At 64.3% G+C, this 19,309-nt stretch carries 17 protein-coding genes; 7 read left to right on the top strand and 10 right to left on the bottom strand.

The window, feature by feature from the left end:
• Nucleotides 1-6: 6 nt before the first annotated feature.
• Both R2C4_RS08420 and iscR read right to left on the bottom strand, forming a co-directional pair.
• On the bottom strand, nt 7-1,050 hold the full coding sequence (locus R2C4_RS08420) for a cysteine desulfurase family protein (protein ID WP_141890292.1): 1,044 nt from the start codon (nt 1,048-1,050) through the stop codon (nt 7-9).
• Between the two features lie 129 nt (nt 1,051-1,179).
• A complete protein-coding gene (gene iscR, locus R2C4_RS08415; RefSeq protein WP_058286858.1) occupies nt 1,180-1,638 on the bottom strand; it encodes a Fe-S cluster assembly transcriptional regulator IscR in 459 nt (152 codons plus the stop codon).
• A 187-nt stretch (nt 1,639-1,825) separates the two neighbouring features.
• Here iscR and R2C4_RS08410 point away from each other — a divergent pair, with 187 nt between their 5' ends.
• The 3 genes from R2C4_RS08410 to R2C4_RS08400 are packed head-to-tail and all read left to right on the top strand — an operon-like array spanning nt 1,826 to nt 3,887.
• On the top strand, nt 1,826-2,479 hold the full coding sequence (locus tag R2C4_RS08410; RefSeq protein WP_058286857.1) for an alpha/beta hydrolase: 654 nt from the start codon (nt 1,826-1,828) through the stop codon (nt 2,477-2,479).
• On the top strand, nt 2,479-2,721 hold the full coding sequence (locus tag R2C4_RS08405) for a hypothetical protein (protein ID WP_058286856.1): 243 nt from the start codon (nt 2,479-2,481) through the stop codon (nt 2,719-2,721). The genes R2C4_RS08410 and R2C4_RS08405 overlap by 1 nt, the downstream gene beginning before the upstream one ends.
• A complete protein-coding gene (locus tag R2C4_RS08400) occupies nt 2,718-3,887 on the top strand; it encodes an HD domain-containing protein (RefSeq protein WP_141890291.1) in 1,170 nt (389 codons plus the stop codon). Before R2C4_RS08405 ends, R2C4_RS08400 begins: the two co-directional genes overlap by 4 nt.
• Nucleotides 3,888-3,911: 24 nt before the next feature.
• On the opposite strand, the gene R2C4_RS08395 is transcribed toward R2C4_RS08400, so the two are convergent.
• Nucleotides 3,912-4,694 carry a class II glutamine amidotransferase gene (locus R2C4_RS08395; RefSeq protein WP_058286854.1) on the bottom strand — a complete coding sequence of 261 codons (783 nt, stop codon included), beginning with the start codon at nt 4,692-4,694 and terminating at the stop codon, nt 3,912-3,914.
• Between the two features lie 248 nt (nt 4,695-4,942).
• Between R2C4_RS08395 and R2C4_RS08390 the strand changes: the two genes are divergently transcribed.
• Both R2C4_RS08390 and typA read left to right on the top strand, forming a co-directional pair.
• Nucleotides 4,943-5,278 (top strand): DMT family transporter, encoded by a 336-nt coding sequence (locus R2C4_RS08390; protein WP_058286853.1) that lies wholly within the window; start codon nt 4,943-4,945, stop codon nt 5,276-5,278.
• Nucleotides 5,279-5,372: 94 nt separating this feature from the next.
• Nucleotides 5,373-7,193: a translational GTPase TypA gene (gene typA, locus R2C4_RS08385; RefSeq protein ID WP_058286852.1), complete on the top strand. Its 1,821-nt coding sequence runs from the start codon at nt 5,373-5,375 to the stop codon at nt 7,191-7,193.
• A gap of 40 nt (nt 7,194-7,233) precedes the next feature.
• Here the strand turns inward: typA and R2C4_RS08380 are convergent, their stop codons facing one another.
• The 4 genes from R2C4_RS08380 to recA all read right to left on the bottom strand — a co-directional run bounded on the left by R2C4_RS08380 (nt 7,234) and on the right by recA (nt 11,958).
• Entirely contained in the window at nt 7,234-7,716 is a 483-nt protein-coding gene (locus R2C4_RS08380) for an MOSC domain-containing protein (protein WP_141890290.1), read from the bottom strand.
• Nucleotides 7,716-8,003, bottom strand: coding sequence for a DUF1330 domain-containing protein (locus R2C4_RS08375; RefSeq protein WP_141890289.1), 288 nt, complete (start codon nt 8,001-8,003; stop codon nt 7,716-7,718). The genes R2C4_RS08380 and R2C4_RS08375 overlap by 1 nt, the downstream gene beginning before the upstream one ends.
• 78 nt (nt 8,004-8,081) lie before the next feature.
• Nucleotides 8,082-10,733, bottom strand: coding sequence for an alanine--tRNA ligase (gene alaS, locus R2C4_RS08370; RefSeq protein WP_141890288.1), 2,652 nt, complete (start codon nt 10,731-10,733; stop codon nt 8,082-8,084).
• A gap of 157 nt (nt 10,734-10,890) precedes the next feature.
• On the bottom strand, nt 10,891-11,958 hold the full coding sequence (gene recA / locus R2C4_RS08365; protein ID WP_058286848.1) for a recombinase RecA: 1,068 nt from the start codon (nt 11,956-11,958) through the stop codon (nt 10,891-10,893).
• A gap of 193 nt (nt 11,959-12,151) precedes the next feature.
• On the opposite strand from recA, the gene R2C4_RS08360 reads away from it, so the two are divergent.
• Nucleotides 12,152-12,751 carry a gamma-glutamyl kinase gene (locus tag R2C4_RS08360; RefSeq protein WP_141890287.1) on the top strand — a complete coding sequence of 200 codons (600 nt, stop codon included), beginning with the start codon at nt 12,152-12,154 and terminating at the stop codon, nt 12,749-12,751.
• A gap of 55 nt (nt 12,752-12,806) precedes the next feature.
• Here the strand turns inward: R2C4_RS08360 and R2C4_RS08355 are convergent, their stop codons facing one another.
• The 3 genes from R2C4_RS08355 to guaB form a co-directional block, all read right to left on the bottom strand.
• A complete protein-coding gene (locus R2C4_RS08355) occupies nt 12,807-15,122 on the bottom strand; it encodes an ATP-binding response regulator (RefSeq protein WP_141890286.1) in 2,316 nt (771 codons plus the stop codon).
• Nucleotides 15,123-15,222: 100 nt separating this feature from the next.
• The gene (locus tag R2C4_RS08350) at nt 15,223-16,395 is read right to left on the bottom strand and encodes an RsmB/NOP family class I SAM-dependent RNA methyltransferase (RefSeq protein ID WP_141890285.1); all 1,173 of its coding nucleotides are present in this window, start codon (nt 16,393-16,395) and stop codon (nt 15,223-15,225) included.
• 36 nt (nt 16,396-16,431) lie between these two features.
• Nucleotides 16,432-17,880, bottom strand: a complete 1,449-nt coding sequence (guaB, locus tag R2C4_RS08345; protein ID WP_141890284.1) for an IMP dehydrogenase — start codon at nt 17,878-17,880, stop codon at nt 16,432-16,434.
• A gap of 184 nt (nt 17,881-18,064) precedes the next feature.
• On the opposite strand from guaB, the gene R2C4_RS08340 reads away from it, so the two are divergent.
• Entirely contained in the window at nt 18,065-19,231 is a 1,167-nt protein-coding gene (locus R2C4_RS08340; protein ID WP_141890283.1) for a CaiB/BaiF CoA transferase family protein, read from the top strand.
• The last annotated feature ends 78 nt before the right edge of the window (nt 19,232-19,309 follow it).

The following is a 19,309-nucleotide window of genomic DNA, read 5'->3' as shown; positions in this document are numbered from 1 at the left end:
CCTCACTCACGCTGCACGGGCGCGATGTTTCTTTTCTTTCTGCAGCCACGCCTCGGCAAAGCGCAGCACGTCTTCTTCCGTTGTCTCCGGCCCCAGCGACACGCGCACCGCGCCCTGGGCTGTGGCCTCGTCATATCCCATGGCGGTCAGCACCGCACTGGCGCGCACCTTGCCGCTGGAACAAGCGCTGCCGGCGCTGATGGCAAATCCCGCAAGGTCCATTTGCATGACCTGGGTCTCCCCCTTCCAGCCCGGCGTTGCAAAACACAGGGTGTTCGGCAGCCGCTTCTGATCCTTCCCGACAAAAATAGTATGGCTTGCGCCAGACACAAGCGCCTTCTCTAGAATATTTCTAAGTTCTGCAACCCTGTCCCAGACACCATTGGCGAGATCCTTGGCGGCTGCTTCAGCTGCGGCGCCGAACCCTGCGATTCCAATGACATTTTCGGTGCCGGACCGGCGGCCCATCTCCTGGCCGCCGCCCTTGATCTGAGCAGGCAGATCGGTGCCGCGCTTCATGACGACCGCACCAATGCCCTTGGGACCGCCCAGTTTATGCGCCGAAATCAGCGCCATCCGGGCGCCCAGCCAGTTGAACGCCACCGGCAGTTTGCCGAAGGCCTGGGTCGCATCCGTTACCGCCAGACCGTCCGGCAGGCGCTGCACGATCCCGGTTTCGGAATTCGCCAGCTGCAGGGTGGAGGCTGCAGGATCAGTGATTTCGACCGCACAATCGGACCCCACTTTCAGATCCTCGACAGTCCAGGCGCGCACCGCGTCATGCTCCACCGGCGCGCCATGCAGGCCGCGGCCGGCCAGCGCCAGCGACGCGCCCTCGGTCGAGCCGGAGGTAAACACGATATCCGCCCCGTCCGCGCCAAACGCGGCGGCCACCTGCGCCCGCGCCTTCTCGACCAGCGCCTTGGCGGCCCGGCCCTCGGCATGCACCGAAGACGGGTTGCCGCAAACCTCCATCGCCGCAATCATCGCGGCCTTCGCCTCGGGGCGCAGAAGGGCAGTGGCATTGTGGTCGAGGTAAACGCGTTTCATGGATGCATCTTTTTACAGATCATTGCCGCCTCATACGCGGCTCGGCACGAATGCGCAAAGCTTTCCGGCCGCTTTAGCGCGGGAAGCGCCCTGCCCTGGCACAGGAGGATGCGCCTTCCGCGGGCCACCTCAGTCATCGACAACCGCAAACAAGCTGGGCACCGCCGGGCACGGCGCCAGATCGTTCTTGATCACATCCGACAGGCGGGTCTGGTGCAGGAACACATAGACATGCGCGCTGAGGCCCTCCCACAGGCGGTTGGTCAGCGATTGCGCCCGGCTGCCCGACAGCGCCCCGGAGGCACCGGCCCCCTTGTGCATCGCATCCACCGTTTCATCCACGGCAGACAGCACGTCGACAATCCGGATCTCCGACGCTGGCTTGGCCAGACGGTAGCCGCCGCCGGGGCCGCGCACCGATTCAACCAGACCGGCACGGCGCAGTTTGACGAACAGCTGTTCAAGGTAGGGCAAGGAAATGTCCTGGCGCTTGGAAATATCGCCCAGCGGCACCAGATCGCCCTGCGTTTGCAGCGCGATGTCGGCCAATGCGACCATAGCATAGCGCCCCTTGGTGGAAAGCTTCATCTATGTCTCCTCGAAATCAGGGCACGGATGCGAAAACATTGACCTTCGCCGCGTCTGTGCGTATCTCACCCTGACGGTGTTCGGCCCAGGCCTGCGCCCTTGATTAGAACCGTTCTAAGATGCCTGACGGAACCCGTCAAGTATTCTGCCGGCAGACCCGAAAACGAGATTAGGATTTAAACCGCCCATGCCCGAGGTCATCTTTCCCGGACCCGAAGGCCGCCTCGAAGGCCGCTATCACCCGCAAAAAGAAAAAGACGCCCCGATCGCCATCGTGCTGCACCCGCATCCGCAGTTCGGCGGCACCATGAACAACAAGGTGGTCTACAACCTCCACTATGCGTTCTACAACATGGGCTTCACGGTTCTGCGGTTCAATTTCCGCGGCGTCGGCCGCAGCCAGGGCGAATACGACCAGGGCGTGGGCGAACTGTCCGATGCCGCCTCGGCGCTGGATTACCTGCAGTCGATGAACACCAACTCCAAGCATTGCTGGGTTGCGGGCTTCTCCTTCGGCGCGTGGATCGGTATGCAGCTGCTGATGCGCCGACCCGAGATCACCGGCTTCATCTCGGTCGCCCCGCCGGCCAACATGTACGACTTCTCGTTCCTGGCGCCCTGCCCGTCTTCGGGCCTGATCATCAATGGCACCGCCGACCGCGTGGCGCCGCCTGCCGATACCGCCAACCTGGTCAGCAAGCTGCATGAGCAGAAGGGTATCACCATCACCCATACCGAGGTCGAGGGTGCGGACCACTTCTTCCAGGATCCGTATATGGACACGATGATCGGCACCGTGACCGACTATGTGAAGCGCCGCCTGACGGAGACCACCCGCTGATGAGCACAATCGAGACGCTGGCGCAAAAACTGGCGGTCGATACGCTCAAAGTTCAGGACGCCAGCGGCGAGGAGAGGCTGTATGTGGAGGTGGGCCAGGTGCTGGGCGCCGCCTCCCAGTCGCTCGAAGAGGCGTTCCTCACGGAGATGCGCGTGCGCCTGGCGGAACGCAAGGCGCGCGAGTTTCTCAATAAGAAAGTCGCCGCGCTGCAAGCGCAGCTGGAAACAAGGGCTGAGACATGAGCGTCCGGCTGCAAGCGCAATTCGCCTTCCTGCTGGAAGCTGACAAGCTGCGCCGGGTTGAGCGCCAGAACCTGATCCTGGATTGCAGCCGCCGCGAAAACTCAGCCGAGCACAGCTGGCATCTGGCGCTGTACGCGCTGGTGCTGGCGCCCTTCGCAGAGCCGGAGGTGAACGTCTTCCGCACCATCCGGATGCTGCTGCTGCATGATCTGGTCGAGATCGACGCAGGCGACCACCCGATCACCGGCGCGGTGGATTGGGACGCAGTGGCGCAGGCGGAACTGGCTGCGGCAGACCGGCTGTTCGGCCTGCTGCCCGCGGATCAGGGCGCAGAATTCATCACGCTGTGGCAGGAGTTCGAAGCGGCGCAAAGCCCGGATGCGCGGTTTGCCAAGCGGCTGGACCATTGTCAGCCGGTGTTTCAGACCCTGTACGGCGCAGAGCCCCTGGACTGGCATGTCGATGTGGTCCGCCAGAACCTGTTCGGCGGCCGCGCCGCCGCGCTGGAGCATGACCTGCCGGAAGCCTTCCATCATGCGCTGGCGCTGCTGGGTGAGGACACCGGATATGACTGCAGCCGCCTGACGGCCCGCCTGCCCTTCCTGAATGAAGCCGACAAGCTGAAGCTGATCACCCGCGCCTCCCGGCTGGGTGACGGCTCGCGGCACGAAAACTCGGCAGAGCACAGCTGGCATATCATGCTTTACGCCTGGGTTCTGGCCGAACACGGCGCGGATACCGCCGATGTGGACAGGGTGCTGCAAATGCTGCTGCTGCATGACCTGGTGGAAATCGACGCAGGCGATGCGCCGATTCACGGGGTTGTGGATCCCGCCGCGCTTGCGGCGCTTGCCGCCGAGGAGCAGGCCGCAGCTGACCGCCTGTTCGGATTGCTGCCCGCGGACCAGGGCGGGCTGATGCGCGCGATCTGGGAAGAGTTCGAGGCCGCAGGCAGCGCAGATGCGGTCTATGCCAAGTCCATCGACCGGGTGCAGCCGGTTCTGCTGAACCTGCTGAACGGCGGCGGCAGCTGGGTCGATTACAACGTGACCCTGCCGCAGCTTGACGCCCGCGTCGGCGAAAAGGTCAGCCGCGGCACGCCCGGCGTTTGGGACTATGTGCGCGCAACGATCGAACCCTGGTTCCGCGAGACCGGGCGCCTGTAACACCAGCCGCCCGGCCGCTGAACCTCACTCCAGAAACGGTTGAAAAGGCTCGATTTCCGCTCCGTCGCCGGTCAGCGTCAGAAAGGCGCCCGGCTTCAGCTCGTTCCAGGCTTCCCCGGTTTGTTCCAGCGGTTCCGACACCACCGCCCAGCCGCCCATGCTGCTGCTCCAGCGGTAATAGACCGAGGGCGCAACGCTGTCCGAGGAATAGCGCGCGGCATACAGCCTCTCGCCATCCGACATCGCCACGGATAGGCGCATATGCGGCGTGGCGCCCCGTGCGCGGGACAAGGCCTCCATCCGCGCAACCGCCCGCTCCAGCGCCGTCTTCGGATCCGCATCAAGGCCTTGCTGCAAGGCGAGCAGAAACAGCACCTCGCTGTCGGTCGCCCCTTTGCGGTGCTCATAAAGCTCATCCGGGATGCACATATCAGCGTGGCGGCGGAACTTCTCAAAGCCGCCGACCTGACCGTTGTGCATGAAACTCCACCGGCCCGCGGTGAAAGGATGGCAGTTGTTGCGGCTGGTTGCCGACCCCGTCGAGGCCCGCACATGCGCCAGGAACAGCCCCGATTTGACCTGCCGGACCAGCGCCCGGAGATTGCAGTCCGACCAGGCCGGATACACATCGCGGTACAGGCCCGGCTCCGGGCGCTGGCCGTACCAGGCAATGCCGAACCCGTCGCCATTGGTGGCCGTCTTGCATTCTGCCGCTTTCTGGCTTTGGGCAATCAGGGAATGCGCGGGTATTGAAATGATGTCTTCCAGGAACACATCGGCCCCCGAATAGGCAGCCCAGCGGCACATGTGGCAGTCCCCCGCTCTCATTTGGGAATCGGATCAGTGTTTTCGCGACCACTGAATTATTGGGACAATCCCCTAAGAAATCCCCAAATCACAGTCCAGTGTTTCTGCGCACAGTCCCCTGTTCACCGCCTTAGCAGGCGGAAAAGCGGCAGCCGGCGACGCATCGGGACTTCCTTGAACGCGGCGGATGCGGTAGCGGAGAAACAGGCCCGCCGCCGCGGGGGCGAGCGCGCAGAACGGAGGCGGAAATGCCGGTACATTATTTCTACCTGATCATCGCCGTAGCGGCGGAAACGATCGGCACCACGGCGCTGCAGGCCAGCCAGCAGTTCTCCCGGCTGGGGCCGTCGCTGATCGTTCTGGTGGCTTATGCCTTTTCCTTCTACATGATGGGGCTGACGCTTAAATTCATGCCGGTGGGCGTCGTCTATGCCATCTGGTCCGGTCTCGGCATCCTGCTGATTGCGGTGATCGCCTTCGTCGTCTTCGGCCAGAAACTGGATCTGCCTGCGGTGATCGGCATGCTGCTGATCATGTCCGGCATCATCGTCATCCACCTGTTTTCCAAGTCCTCCGGCCACTGATCCGCTATAGAAGGCGCCGGATAGCTGTTTTCCTCTGGCCTTTGCGCGGGGTTCGGGCTATGCGCGGCCCAACTTCCTTACAAAGGCGAACGTCATGGATATGCGCAACATCGCAATCATTGCTCACGTTGACCACGGCAAAACCACCCTGGTCGACGAGCTGCTGAAACAGTCCGGCGCCTTCCGCGAAAATCAAGCTGTGGCGGAACGCGCCATGGACAGCAACGATCTGGAGCGCGAGCGCGGCATCACCATTTTTGCCAAACCGACCTCGGTCGAGTGGAACGGCACCCGCATCAACATCGTCGACACCCCCGGCCACGCCGATTTCGGCGGCGAGGTGGAGCGCATCCTGTCGATGGTCGACGGCGTGGTGCTGCTGGTGGACGCCGCCGAAGGCCCGATGCCGCAGACCAAATTCGTGACCTCCAAGGCGCTGGCCCTGGGCCTGCGCCCGATCGTGGTGCTGAACAAGGTCGACAAGCCCGACGCCGAGCCCGACCGCGCGCTGGACGAGTGCTTTGACCTGTTTGCCTCGCTCGACGCGACCGAGGACCAGCTGGACTTCCCGCATATGTATGCTTCCGGCCGCTCCGGCTGGGCCGATGCAGAGCTGGACGGCCCGCGCAAGGACCTGCACGCGCTGTTCAACCTCATCGTGAACCACGTTCCGGAACCCAAGCAGATCAAGCGCCAGGACGAAGATTTCCGGATGCTGGCCACCACCCTGGGCAGCGACCCCTTCGTAGGCCGCCTGCTGACCGGCCGGGTTGAGTCCGGCAAGCTCAAGGTCGGCGCCACCGTGCAGGCGATTTCCCGCATCGGCCAGAAGATCGAACAGTTCCGCGTGACCCGAATTCAGGCCTTCCGCGGCCTGGCCCAGCAGGACATCGAAGAAGCCCAGGCAGGCGACATCGTCTCCATCGCCGGCATGTCCAAGGCCACCGTGGCAGACACCATCTGCGCACTCGCCGTGGATGAACCGCTGGACGCGCAGCCGATCGACCCGCCGACCATCACCGTGACCTTCGGCATCAACGACAGCCCGCTGGCGGGCCGCGACGGCAAGAAGGTGCAGTCCCGCGTCATCCGCGACCGCCTGATGAAAGAGGCCGAAAGCAACGTCGCCATCAAGATCCAGGACACCCCCGGCGGTGAGGCGTTCGAGGTTTCCGGCCGCGGCGAACTGCAGATGGGCGTTCTGATCGAGAACATGCGCCGCGAAGGCTTCGAGCTGTCGATCTCCCGCCCGCAGGTGATCATGAAGGAAGTCGACGGCGTCCGCATGGAGCCGATCGAGGAAGCCACCATTGACGTGGACGACGAATACTCCGGCGCGGTGATCGAAAAGCTGACCGGCGCCCGCAAGGGTGAACTGGTCGAGATGAAGCCCGCAGGCGCAGGCAAGACCCGCATCATCGCCCATGTCCCCTCGCGCGGCCTCATCGGCTATCACGGCGAGTTCCTGACCGACACCCGCGGCACCGGCGTGCTGAACCGCGTGTTCCACGGCTGGGCACCGCACAAGGGTGCCATCCCGGGCCGCCGCGCCGGCGTGCTGATCTCGATGGAGAACGGCCAGTCGGTGGCGTACGCGCTGTGGAACCTGGAAGAGCGCGGCAAGATGATGATCGGCGCCCAGGCAGACATCTACACCGGCATGATCATCGGTGAGCATTCGCGCGACAACGACCTGGAAGTGAACCCGCTGAAAGGCAAGAAACTGACCAACGTGCGGGCCTCCGGCACCGACGACGCGGTCCGCCTGACCACTCCGATGACGCTGTCGCTGGAAGAGGCCATCGCGTACATCAACGACGATGAGCTGGTCGAGGTGACGCCGAACAGCGTGCGCCTGCGCAAGCGCTACCTGGACCCGCATGAACGCAAGCGGATGGCCAAGGCAAGCGCCTGACGAACATGAAAACGGCGGCAGAGAGATCTGCCGCCGTTTTTCATTCTGCGTCTGTCAGAAGCGTAACGCTATCGCCTAAGACGACCCTGCCCGGTTCCAGCACTTCTGCGTACCAGCCGCCATGCCCGCGCATCGCGTTGTATCCGCCGCGGCCCAGCACTTCCTCCATCCTCGAACATGGCGGACAAGGCCCGGTGACCTGCAGCACCGCATTGCCAACCCGCAGCGCCGCTTTGCGAAGCGCTGCAAGGTTGATGCCTGAAATCACAAGGTTTCGCCGCAACTGCTCCGGCTTCACCACGTCCATGCCGGCAAGGGCCGCGATAACCGGCAAGTGTTCCGCCTGGATCAGGGTTACGGCGCGCTTGCCAGCCTTGGCGTGATCGCCGGCCAAGCCGTCTAGGGACACTTCGGCGCTGCCGGGCGTCTTAACGTCTCCCCGCCGCCCGGGACGCAGACCGATCCATGCCACCCGGCCCGGGGCCGCATGGCATTTCAGCATCTCCGCAAAGGCGGTGACCATTACTCGGAGGTTTCCACCACCATCAGCTCACGCTCCGAAGCACCGCGCGCATGATCCAGCGCCTCCTGGTATTCGGCACTGTGATAGCAGTCGACCGCCGCTTCAACGCTGGGAAATTTGGCAACGACGTTGCGCGGGCGCTCCTTGCCCTCCAGCTGCACGAACCGGCCGCCGCGGGCAATGAACTCGCCGCCATGCTTGGCGATAGCCGGGCCTGCCAGTTCGGCATATTTGCCATAGGCATCGGCGTCTGTGACGGTCACATGTGCAATCCAAAGCGCGGGCATCGGAGCCTCCCAGGTTAATGATCTTTCCGGCAGCTTAGGCCGTTTGCCGGAAAGACCAAGTGTTTTTTGACCAAATGGTCAGCCCGCCAGCACGGCCTCCGCGGCCTTGATCGCCTCCTCGGCACCGGAGAAGTCCTTGCCGCCGCCCTGGGCCATATCCGGACGGCCGCCGCCGCCCTTGCCGCCCACGGCCGGAACCGCGGCCTTCAGCACGTCCACGGCAGAGACTTCACCGGTCAGATCGTCGGTCACGCCGGCGGCCACGGCCACCTTGCCGTCTTCTTCGGCGATCAGCAGGATCACGCCAGAGCCGATGTTCTGCTTATGCTTGTCGATCAGGCCGCGCAGGTCCTTGCCGGATACGCCCTTGAGCGCCTGGGCCAGGAACTTCTTGCCATTCACGTCCTTGGCCTCGGCGCCGCCGCCGGAACCGCCGCCCATGGCGATCTGCTGCTTGAGGTTGGAAATCTCGTTCTGCAGCGCCTTGCGCTCATCCATCATCGCCTTGAGACGGTCCAGAACCTCCGCAGGCTGCGCCTTAAGGGCCGCTGCGACCTCGGCCATCCGGCCCGCTTCGCGCTCCAGATGCTCCACCGCCGCCGCACCGGTCAGCGCCTCGATCCGGCGCACGCCGGCAGAGGACGCGCTGTCGCCTAGGATGACAAAAGTGCCGATGTCGCCGGTCTGCTTCACATGGGTGCCGCCGCACAGCTCGATCGAATAGGTGTCGCCGTCATGGCCCTTGCCTGTGGCTGCGCGGCCCATGGAGACAACGCGGACCTCGTCACCGTATTTCTCGCCGAACAGCGCCTGAGCGCCCAGCTCGCGCGCATCATCCGGGGTCATGATCCGGGTGGAGACCGGCGTGTTCTGGCGGATGAAATCATTCACCTCCGCGCCGACCTTGGCCAGTTCCTCCGCGTTCATCGCCTTGTTGTGGCTGAAGTCGAACCGCAGGCGGTCCGCCGCATTCAGAGAGCCCTTCTGCGCCACATGATCCCCCAGCGCGTTGCGCAGCGCCTCGTGCAGCAGGTGAGTGGCCGAATGGTTGGCCCGGATCTTGCTGCGGCGGTCGTGGTCCACTTCCATCGCCGCGCCCTGCCCGACGGCAACCTTGCCCTCAGTCACTTCGGCAATGTGCAGGAACAGGCCCTCCACCTTTTTGGTGTCAGTGATGCGGGCCGCGCCTCCCTCAACGGTCAGCACACCGCTGTCGCCCACCTGGCCGCCGCTTTCACCATAAAACGGCGTCTGGTTCAGGATGATCTGAACCGTGTCGCCCTTGGCAGCGGATTGCAGCTGCGCCCCGTCCTTGACGATGGCGACGATCTGGCCCTCGGCCTTTTCAGTCTCATAGCCCAGGAAGTCGGTGGTGCCGGCCGCGTCGACAATATCGAAGTAGACTTTCACATCCGCCGCTTCGCCCAGCCCGATGCCGCCAGCGCGGGATTGCTCCTTCTGCGCCTTCATCGCGGCGTCAAAGCCATCTGTGTCGACCTCGATCTCCTTGGCGCGCAGGGCGTCCTGGGTCAGGTCGAGCGGGAAGCCGTAAGTGTCATAGAGCTTGAACGCTGTCTCGCCCGGCAAGACGTCGCCGTTGCTCAGATCGGCTGAGGCTTCATCCAGCAGCTTCAGGCCGCGGTCCAGTGTGCGCAGGAAACGGGTTTCCTCCTGCTCGAAGGTCTCTTCGATCAGCGCCTGGCCCTGGCCAAGCTCCGGATAGGCGGCGCCCATCTTCTGCACCAGCGACGGCACCAGCTTGTGCATCACCGGATCGGTGGCGCCCAGCAGCGAGGCATGGCGCATCGCGCGGCGCATGATCCGGCGCAGAACATAGCCGCGGCCTTCGTTCGAGGGCAGCACGCCCTCGGCGATCAGGAAGGAACACGACCGCAGGTGATCGGCGATCACCCGGTGATGCACATTCTGATCCCCGAACGGGTCGGTGTTCGTCACGTTCGCGGACGCCTCGATCAGGGCCTTGAACAGATCGGTTTCATAGTTGTCGTGGGTGCCCTGCAGCAGCGCCGCAATCCGCTCCAGCCCCATGCCGGTGTCGATGGACTGCATGTCCAGATCGACCATCGTGCCGTCCGCGAACCTCTCGTTCTGCATGAAGACAAGGTTCCAGATCTCGATGAAGCGGTCGCCGTCTTCCTCCGGCGAGCCCGGAGGGCCGCCCCAGATGTGGTCGCCGTGGTCATAGAAGATCTCGGTGCAGGGGCCGCAGGGGCCGGTGTCGCCCATCTGCCAGAAGTTGTCGGAGGTCGCGATGCGGATGATCCGCTCCTCCGGCACGCCCATTTTCTTCCAGATGTCAAAGGCTTCGTCATCGGTGTGATAGACGGTGGTGTAGAGCCGGTCCTTCGGAATATCGAATTCCTTGGTGATCAGCTCCCAGGCAAAGGGGATCGCCTCCTCCTTGAAGTAGTCGCCAAAGGAGAAGTTGCCGAGCATCTCAAAAAACGTGTGGTGGCGCGCGGTATAGCCCACGTTGTCGAGGTCGTTGTGCTTGCCGCCGGCCCGGACGCATTTCTGCGACGACGTCGCGCGCTTGTACTCACGGGTTTCCACCCCGGTGAAGCAGTTTTTGAACTGCACCATGCCGGAGTTGGTGAACATCAGCGTGGGGTCGTTGCGCGGCACCAGCGGGCTGGAGTCGACAACCTCGTGCCCCTGTTTGGCAAAGTAGGTCAGGAAGGTAGAGCGGATATCGTTGAGCGTCGGCATGTGCGGGATCTCTTGCGGGCTTAAAAACAAGCGTTCCGGGCAGGTTTACCCGCCTGCCGGGGCACTGTCTACAGCGGGAAGCGGCGGCACCGATGAAAAAGGGCGCAGCCTGCGCCGCGCCCCCGTGATCCTCAGATTTGATCAGATTATCCGGCGCTTAGGCCTCTAGGATATCGTCGGCGCCGTCCAGATCCGGGCGTTCGAATTCCAGCCCGTGCGAGGCGCGGATCTTGTCCTCGATGTCATAGGCAATGGCGGGGTTTTCGCGCAGGAACACCTTCGCGTTCTCGCGCCCCTGCCCGATGCGCTCATCCCCGTAGGAGAACCAGGCGCCGGACTTGTTGACGACACCGGCCGCCACGCCCAGGTCCAGCAGCTCGCCCATCTTGGAGATGCCCTCGCCATACATGATGTCGAATTCAACCTGCTTGAACGGCGGCGCCACCTTGTTCTTCACCACCTTGACGCGGGTGGAGTTGCCGACCACCTCGTCCCGGTCCTTGATCGCGCCGATGCGGCGGATGTCCAGCCGGACGGAGGAATAGAATTTCAGCGCGTTGCCGCCGGTGGTGGTTTCCGGGCTGCCGAACATCACGCCGATCTTCATGCGGATCTGGTTGATGAAGATCACCATGCATTTGGAGCGGCTGATGGAGCCGGTCAGCTTGCGCATCGCCTGGCTCATCAGGCGGGCCTGCACGCCGACGCTGCTGTCTCCCATGTCGCCCTCAAGCTCCGACTTCGGGGTCAGTGCCGCCACCGAGTCGACGATCACCATGTTGACCGCGCCGGAGCGCACCAGCGTATCGGTGATTTCCAGCGCCTGTTCGCCGGTGTCGGGCTGCGAGATCAGCAGCTCATCCAGGTCGACGCCCAGCTTGGCCGCATACTGCGGGTCCAGCGCATGTTCCGCGTCGACAAAGGCACAAACGCCGCCCTTCTTCTGCTGCTCTGCAATGCAATGCAGCGTCAGCGTGGTCTTGCCCGAGCTTTCGGGGCCGTAGATTTCAATGATCCGGCCCATCGGCAAGCCGCCGATCCCCAGCGCGATGTCCAGCCCCAGGGAGCCGGTCGAGCTGGCCTCGATCTCCTGCAGGGCCGTGCCATCGCCCAGCTTCATGATGGAGCCCTTGCCGAACTGCCGCTCAATCTGGGCAAGCGCGCTGTCGAGCGCCTTTTGCTTGTCACCGCTAATTTTATTTTTCATGGTCAAAAGATCCGCCATAGTCCCTTGTCCCTTTCTATCTGTCACACACCGGGGCGTGCGGCAATCACTGCTTTGTTCACCTCTTGTTCCTTATGAGATCAAAAAGAGAACATTGCAACAGAAAAACTGATGTACCCAGTTCAGGGCCGGGGTGTTAAAGAAAGATTTATGGTTAAGGCAGAGCAATAAATTTTACCGGGCAGTTAACGGAATGATGATATTTTTCAAGGAACGGCTGGCGCTTCTGTCCGTTCCCAAAACTGGCACCACCGCCTTTCAGGCCGCGTTGCGCGACCGGGCCGATCTGGTGATCTCCGACCCGCCGGAGCTGAAGCACGCGCCGCTTTACCGCTATAACCGCTGGATCCGGCCGATGTATGAAAAGGTCTGCGGGGCCGAGCTGGAGGTTGCCGCGGTGATGCGGGAGCCGGTCAGCTGGCTGGGCAGCTGGTACCGCTACCGCCAGCGGCCTGCGCTGGACGGTCAGCCCAATTCCACCAAGGACATCAGTTTCGAAGACTTTCTGAACGCCTGCTGCAAGGGCAACCCGCCCGCCTATGCCAATGTCGGCAGCCAGGCGAAGTTTCTGGAAGCGCAGCCGAACGGCTGCAAGGTCAGCCATCTGTTCCGCTATGAGGACCGGAACGCGCTGAAAACATTTCTCGAACAGCGCCTGGACACGGAACTGCATCTGGAGCGCAAGAACGTCAGCCCCGCAGCGGATCTGCCGCTCAGCCCGGAGGCCGGGGCCCGCCTGCGGCGCAAACGGGCGGCGGAGTTCGAACTGTACCAGTCGATCCCGGTCCGCTGACACGGCAAAGCCGCCGGGTCCGGCGGCTTGGGTCTTTGAAGCTGCCGCCCGGGGCTTAATGCAGCTGGGCGTGCACCGTCTCGGTCAGCTGGTTCAGCGAGAAGGGCTTGGGCAGGAACACCGAGTTCGGCACCTCCGGCTGCGCCTCGCCAAAGGCGCCTTCGGCATAGCCGGAGACAAAGACCACACGGGTATCGGGCCGCTCCTTCAGCGCTTCGCGCACCCAGCTGGGACCATCCATACCGGGCATCACCACGTCGGTGACAAAGACATCCACTGTCAGGCCGGGATCTTCCAGCGTGCGCAGCGCATCCTCGGCCGATTCCGCCTCCAGCACGGTATAGCCGCGCATCCGCAGTGCGCGCGAGGCAAAGGCCCGCACCGGCGCCTCGTCCTCGACCAGCAGCACCACGCCCTCGCCATGCTGGTTGGCCGCGGTCTTGTCCTCCGCCACCGCAGGCTTTTCCACGGCCAGCGCATCCGCCTGCTGCTTGAAGACCGGAAAGAACAGGGTGAACTGGGTGCCGTGACCCTGAACCGAGTCGACGAAGATATAGCCGCCGGTCTGCTTGATGATGCCATAGGCCGTGGACAGGCCCAGTCCGGTGCCCTCGCCCGTGCGCTTGGTGGTGTAGAAGGGTTCGAACACCTTCTGCAGCTTGTCCGGCGCAATCCCGACACCCTCGTCGGAGACCTTCACGGTCACCCAATCGCCGGCGGGCATGGTGGCGCGGTCCCGCTCCAGCGGCTTGTCCAGCGACAGAACCTCGGTCTCCACCCGGATCTCGCCGCCCTGCGGCATCGCATCGCGCGCGTTCACCACCAGGTTCATCAGCACCTGTTCCAGCTGCCGCTTGTCGGCGCGGATGGATTTCATCACCGGATCGTGGCTGAGGGTCAGGGTGACCTTCTCGCCGACCAGGCGGTTCAGCAGATGGGTCAGATCCGACAGCGTGTCGCGCACATCCAGGATCTCCGGCTGCAGCGTCTGCTTGCGCGAGAACGCCAGAAGCTGGCTGACCAGCGAGGCCGCGCGGTTGGCATTCTCATGGATCTGGATCAGATCGCCATAGTCCTGATCGCCCTGATCGTGGCGCAGCAGCAGCAGGTCGCAATGGCCGGAAATCGCCGTCAGCAGGTTGTTGAAGTCATGTGCCACCCCGCCTGCCAGCTGGCCGATCGCCTGCATCTTCTGGCTTTGCACGAACTGCGCTTCCAGCGTCTTCAGCTCGGTCGCGTCGTTCAGCACCGCAATCAGCACCGGGGTGCCCTCTTCGACCACGCGGGTCAGGGTGACCTGGACAAAGACCTCCTTGTCCGAGCGGGACAGGCGCAGGAATTCGGATTTGTTCGGCGCCAGCCCGTCAGCGGTATCGCGCAGCCAGTCGGACATCGGTCGGCCAAGGCCTTCCATCAGCTGGCCGAGTTTCAGATTGGCGCAGCTCTCCACCCCCAGCAGGCGCAGCGCCATCCGGTTGGTGGTCAGGATCTCGCCGGTGGGCGCCACCTTGAGGAACGGAACCGGCAAGGCCTCGAGTCCGGCCTGCGCCGCGTCCAGCCCGCTTTCGTCCACTTCCATCATGAACAATTCGCTGCGGCCCTGATTGCGGTTGTTTTCGCTGACCAGAACCTGCACCGGGCCGTTTTTGGTGCTGAGCGTGTTGATCCGCCCCGGCAGAACCGGCAGCGCCGGGAACAGGCGGTCAGTCGATTTCACCCGTTCGCCGATCAGGCTGCGGGCTGCCTCGTTCATGAACAGGACCGCGCCGGTGCGGCCAACGGTGATCATCGGCACCGGTATAGACTCCGCGCCGCGGCCGTTGCCGCCGCGCTCCAGAATATCCTCAACCCGCCACAGGAAACTGCCGCCCGTCATCTGATGCACCGCCAGCCGGACATGGCCGCGCCGGGTCACGATATCCTCCCGCGCGGCGCCATCGACACGGGCGCGGCTCTGCAGCCGGTAGAGCACGGCAGACGGGTTCGCCAGGATCGACCGCAATGTGCCCGGCAGGGTGTCCCGGCTGCCGTCCTGGAACCGCTTTACCGCGGCGCCGTTGCAGGCATGGATCACCCCGTCGTCATCGGTGACAAAGCTGGGAGTGGCATCTTTTTCGATAAAGCCGGTCAGCAGCTCCGCCGCCATCGCCCGCGCGTTCAGCCGCATCCGGCTCTGCACCACCATGAGGCCCGCCACCGCCGCCAGTGTCAGCCCCACCATGACGAAGCCGCGGCTCATCCAGTCGGGCAGCGCAAACAGCCAGGGGCCGGACATCAGCATCACGGCCAGCAGCAGCGTGGCGGCCAGCCGGGCATGCTCAGGCGCGTAAACGCGCAGTTCCGGAACGGAAGTGTCTTGGCGACCGGACATTACGGCTCCATCCATGGTCAGTGCTTGGTGACGCCATAACGCGGCGGCTTTGGTTAAAACCACGTTAAGAAAAACAAAGGGTTTCCCGGCCGCGACCCTATCAACCAGCCTTTGCGCGCGTCAACACGGCAACATAGAACCCATCGGTGCCATCCTGCACCTGCCAGCTTTGCTCCGCCGCCAGGGACCACTCAGGATTTTCTCCGATAAAGGTTTGAACTTGCTGGGTGTTTTCCGCTTGGAGCATGGAGCATGTCGCATAGGCCAGCGTGCCGCCCGGCGCCGTCAGACCGGCCGCCGTGCGCAAGATTTCCAACTGGGTTTCCTGCAAGGCGCGCAAGCCCTCCGGCGTCAGCCGCCATTTACCCTCGGGCGCCCGCCGCCAGGATCCGGACCCGGAACAGGGCACATCGCACAGCACCAGGTCAAACGGACCCGTGCGAGCAGCATCCGCGGGGGAGAGAAGCGTCACACTGGCGCCTGCCCGCGCAGCGCGCTCCGGCAGGTCCTTCATCCGCTTGGGATCGGCGTCATGGGCGTGCAGCCGGATCCGGGCGCGGGCCGCCATAGCAAGGCTCTTGCCGCCGCCGCCGGCACAGTAATCGAGAACGGACATGCCGTCCGCCAGCGGCAGCTGCTCGACCACCGCCTGGCTGGCGGCGTCCTGCAGCTCCACCAGGCCGTCCGCATAGGCCTTGGCGTTGCGCAGCTTGCGGGCGCCTTCGCTGACTTCCAGCGCGGCGGCAGCCGCGGGATGCGGCCGGGTGGCAATGCCGTCCGCGGCCAAGGCCTCCTGCGCCTGCTGCAAGGTGCCCCGGGCGGTGTTCACCCGCAGATGCACCGGCGCACGGCGGCGCAGGGCCTGCGCGGCGGCTTCCGCCTCGGCGCCAAGGCTGGCGCTGAACGCGGGCCACAGCCAATCGGGAATATCCAGCGCCTCAGCCCCTTCAGGCGGCGGCGGCAGCTGGCGTTCCGCCCCGGTCAGCGGCGCGGGGGCGTGGCCCTGGCCGGTAAAGACCTCATCCGGGTCCTGCCCGGCATCCCGCAGCGCGCCCAGGATCAGCCCGCGCCCGCTGCGCGCGCCGCCCTGGGCGGCATGGGAGCGCAAGCAGCGCAGCGCGGTGAACACATGGTCACGCACCGCGGCGCGGTCCTTGGAGCCGGCAAAGCGGCTGCGCCGGCCCCAGGAGGTCAGCGCCTTTTCCGCAGGCTCCCCCGCCAGCACCTGGTCGAGGATTTCAATGGCCGCCTGCAGGCGGGCGGCGGGGGTCATGCCCCTGCCCCGGTATCACATGCGGCCATCATCAGCTTAGCCCGCCCGGTAGTTCGGCGCTTCGCGGGTGATCTGCACGTCATGCACGTGGCTTTCCTTCAGACCGGCACCGGTGATGCGGACAAAGTTGCAGTTCTTGCGCATCTCATCCACGGTGGCACAGCCGGTATAGCCCATCGCCGCGCGCAGGCCGCCCACCAGCTGATGCACCACCGGCCCGGCACCGCCCTTGTACGGCACCTGGCCTTCGATCCCTTCCGGCACCAGCTTGTCGCTGGCGGCGTCCTTCTGGAAATAGCGGTCGGCAGAGCCGCGCGCCATTGCCCCCATCGAGCCCATGCCGCGGTAGGATTTGAACGAGCGGCCCTGATACAGGATCACCTCGCCGGGGGACTCATCGGTGCCCGCAATCATCGAGCCGACCATCGCGCAGGAGGCGCCTGCCGCAATCGCCTTGGCAAAATCGCCGGAGAACTTGATGCCGCCATCGGCAATCACCGGAATATCGCCGGCAGCGCCTGCGCAATCCATGATCGCGGTCAGCTGCGGCACGCCGACACCTGCCACCATGCGGGTGGTGCAGATCGACCCCGGGCCGATGCCGACCTTGACCGCATCCGCGCCCGCGTCAATCAGCGCGCGGGTCGCTTCCGCGGTGGCTACGTTGCCGGCAATCACCTGCACATTGCTGTATTGCGCCTTGATCCGTGTCACCGCGTCGATCACGCCCGCGGAATGACCGTGCGCGGTGTCCACCACGACGATGTCCACGCCCGCGTCGATTAGCGCCTCGGAGCGCTCAAAGCCGCTGTCGCCAACCGAGCTGGCCGCCGCCACACGCAGGCGGCCCAGTTCATCCTTGCAGGCGGTGGGATGCAGAACCGCCTGTTCCGTGTCCTTGAGGGTCAGCAGACCGGTCAGCTTGCGGTTTTTGTCGGAGACCAGCAGCTTTTCGATCCGGCGCGCCTTCATCAGCGACTTGGCCTCTTCCAGATCGGCGGGCTCCTGCAGCATCGCCAGATTGTCAGAGGTCATCATCACCGAAACCGGCGTGCTGTCATCAGAGGCAAAGCGCATGTCGCGGTTGGTGACGATGCCGACAACGCGGCCGGCCTCGTCCACCACCGGGAAGCCGGTCACCCGGTAGCGCTCCTGCAGGGCCTTGGCGTCGGCCAGCGTCTGGTCTGAGGTCAGCGTGATGGGGTTATAGACGATGCCGGAGACAAAGCGCTTCACCCGGCGCACTTCGCGGGCCTGCTCTTCGGTGTTCAGGTTCTTGTGGATCACCCCCATGCCGCCGGCCTGCGCCATCGCAATCGCCATGCGGGATTCGGTCACCGTGTCCATCGCCGAGCTGAGCAGCGGGATGTTCAGCGACACCGACCGCGTCACCCGGGTGCGGGTGTCGGCGGTGCTGGGCAGCACGCTGGACGCGCCCGGCACCAAAAGAACATCATCAAAGGTGAGAGCCTCACGAATCTGCATTTGTCATCCCCATGCATAACCCCGTTTGGCGGTGACCCTATGGCACAGAACCGCCCGGGGGGAAAGAGGCAGAGGGCAAGAATTCCCGCAGTGCAGAAAACCCGGCTTTTCCTGACTTGCATCAAGGTTCTGTTTCACAGGAACGTTAGGACTGTGCTGCACCGAACCGCGAACAGGATCCCCCATGCCCCGACCGTTGGACAACATCACCATCCTGGACCTCACCCATGTGCTGGCCGGCCCCTACTGCTCCATGATCCTGTCCGATCTGGGCGCCCGGGTCATCAAGGTGGAGCGTCCCGGCGGCGGTGACGATACCCGCACCTTCCCGCCGTTCAAGGACGGCGAAAGCGCCTATTTCGCCACCATCAACCACGGCAAGGAAAGCATCGCGCTGGATCTGAAGGCCCCGGACGACCGCGCCATATTCGAGCGTCTGCTGGCACAGGCCGATGTGCTGCTGGAAAACTTCCGCCCCGGGGTGATGCAGCGGCTGGGCTACGGCTGGGACGCGCTGCACGCGCAGTACCCGCGGCTGATCTACGGCGCGGTATCCGGCTTTGGCCACAGCGGGCCGGATGCCCTGAAACCGGCCTATGACATGGTGGTCCAGGCCCGCGGCGGGGTGATGTCGATCACCGGCGAAAAGAACCGCGAGCCGGTGCGGGTCGGCGCCTCGATCGGCGACATCGTGGCCGGCATGTTTCTGGGCCATGGCATTCTGGCGGCGCTTCTGGACGTCCAGAAAACCGGCGAAGGCAAATTCGTCGACGTGGCCATGCTCGACAGCCAGCTGGCGCTGCTGGAGCACGCCATTGCCATCACCTCGGTGACCGGCGAAGCGCCGCAGCCCTCTGGCGCGCGCCACCCCTCGATCACCCCGTTTGAGACCTTTCACGCCTCCGACGGGCTGTTTGTGATTGCGGCCGGCAATGACGCGCTGTTTGCCCGCCTGTGCGATGTGCTGCAGCTGCCGCTGGCCGGGGACGCGCGCTTTGCCTCCAATCCCGCCCGCTGCGACAACGCCCGCCTGCTGAAACGGCTGATCGAGGCGGTGACCCTGGAGGAAACAAAAGCGCATTGGATCGCGCTGCTGACCGAGGCTGGCATTCCCACCGGGCCGATCCAGACTGTCGATCAGGTGCTTAAGGATCCGCAGATCCTGGCCCGCAACATGGTTGTGGATGTGCTGGACGAGAATGGCCGCCCCGAATATTTGTCAGCTGGCAATCCGATCAAGATGAGCGGCCTGCCCGATCCCGCAACCCGGCCCCCTGCGCCGCGGCTGGACGGCAGCCGGGCGCAGATTCTGGCGTGGCTGGAAGAGGTTGAACGGCAGCAGCCCGCCTGACGGCACGACGCCGCAAATCCGCATCCCAAAGTCATCAATTCACAAAAATGCCGCCGGCAGGCGGGAAAATGCCGCCCC

Origin of the sequence: Leisingera aquaemixtae, assembly GCF_006740765.1 — a bacterium.
Lineage (GTDB): Bacteria > Pseudomonadota > Alphaproteobacteria > Rhodobacterales > Rhodobacteraceae > Leisingera > Leisingera aquaemixtae.
The sequence above is the reverse complement of the archived record's forward strand: the minus strand, read 5'-3'. Positions and strand labels throughout refer to the sequence as shown.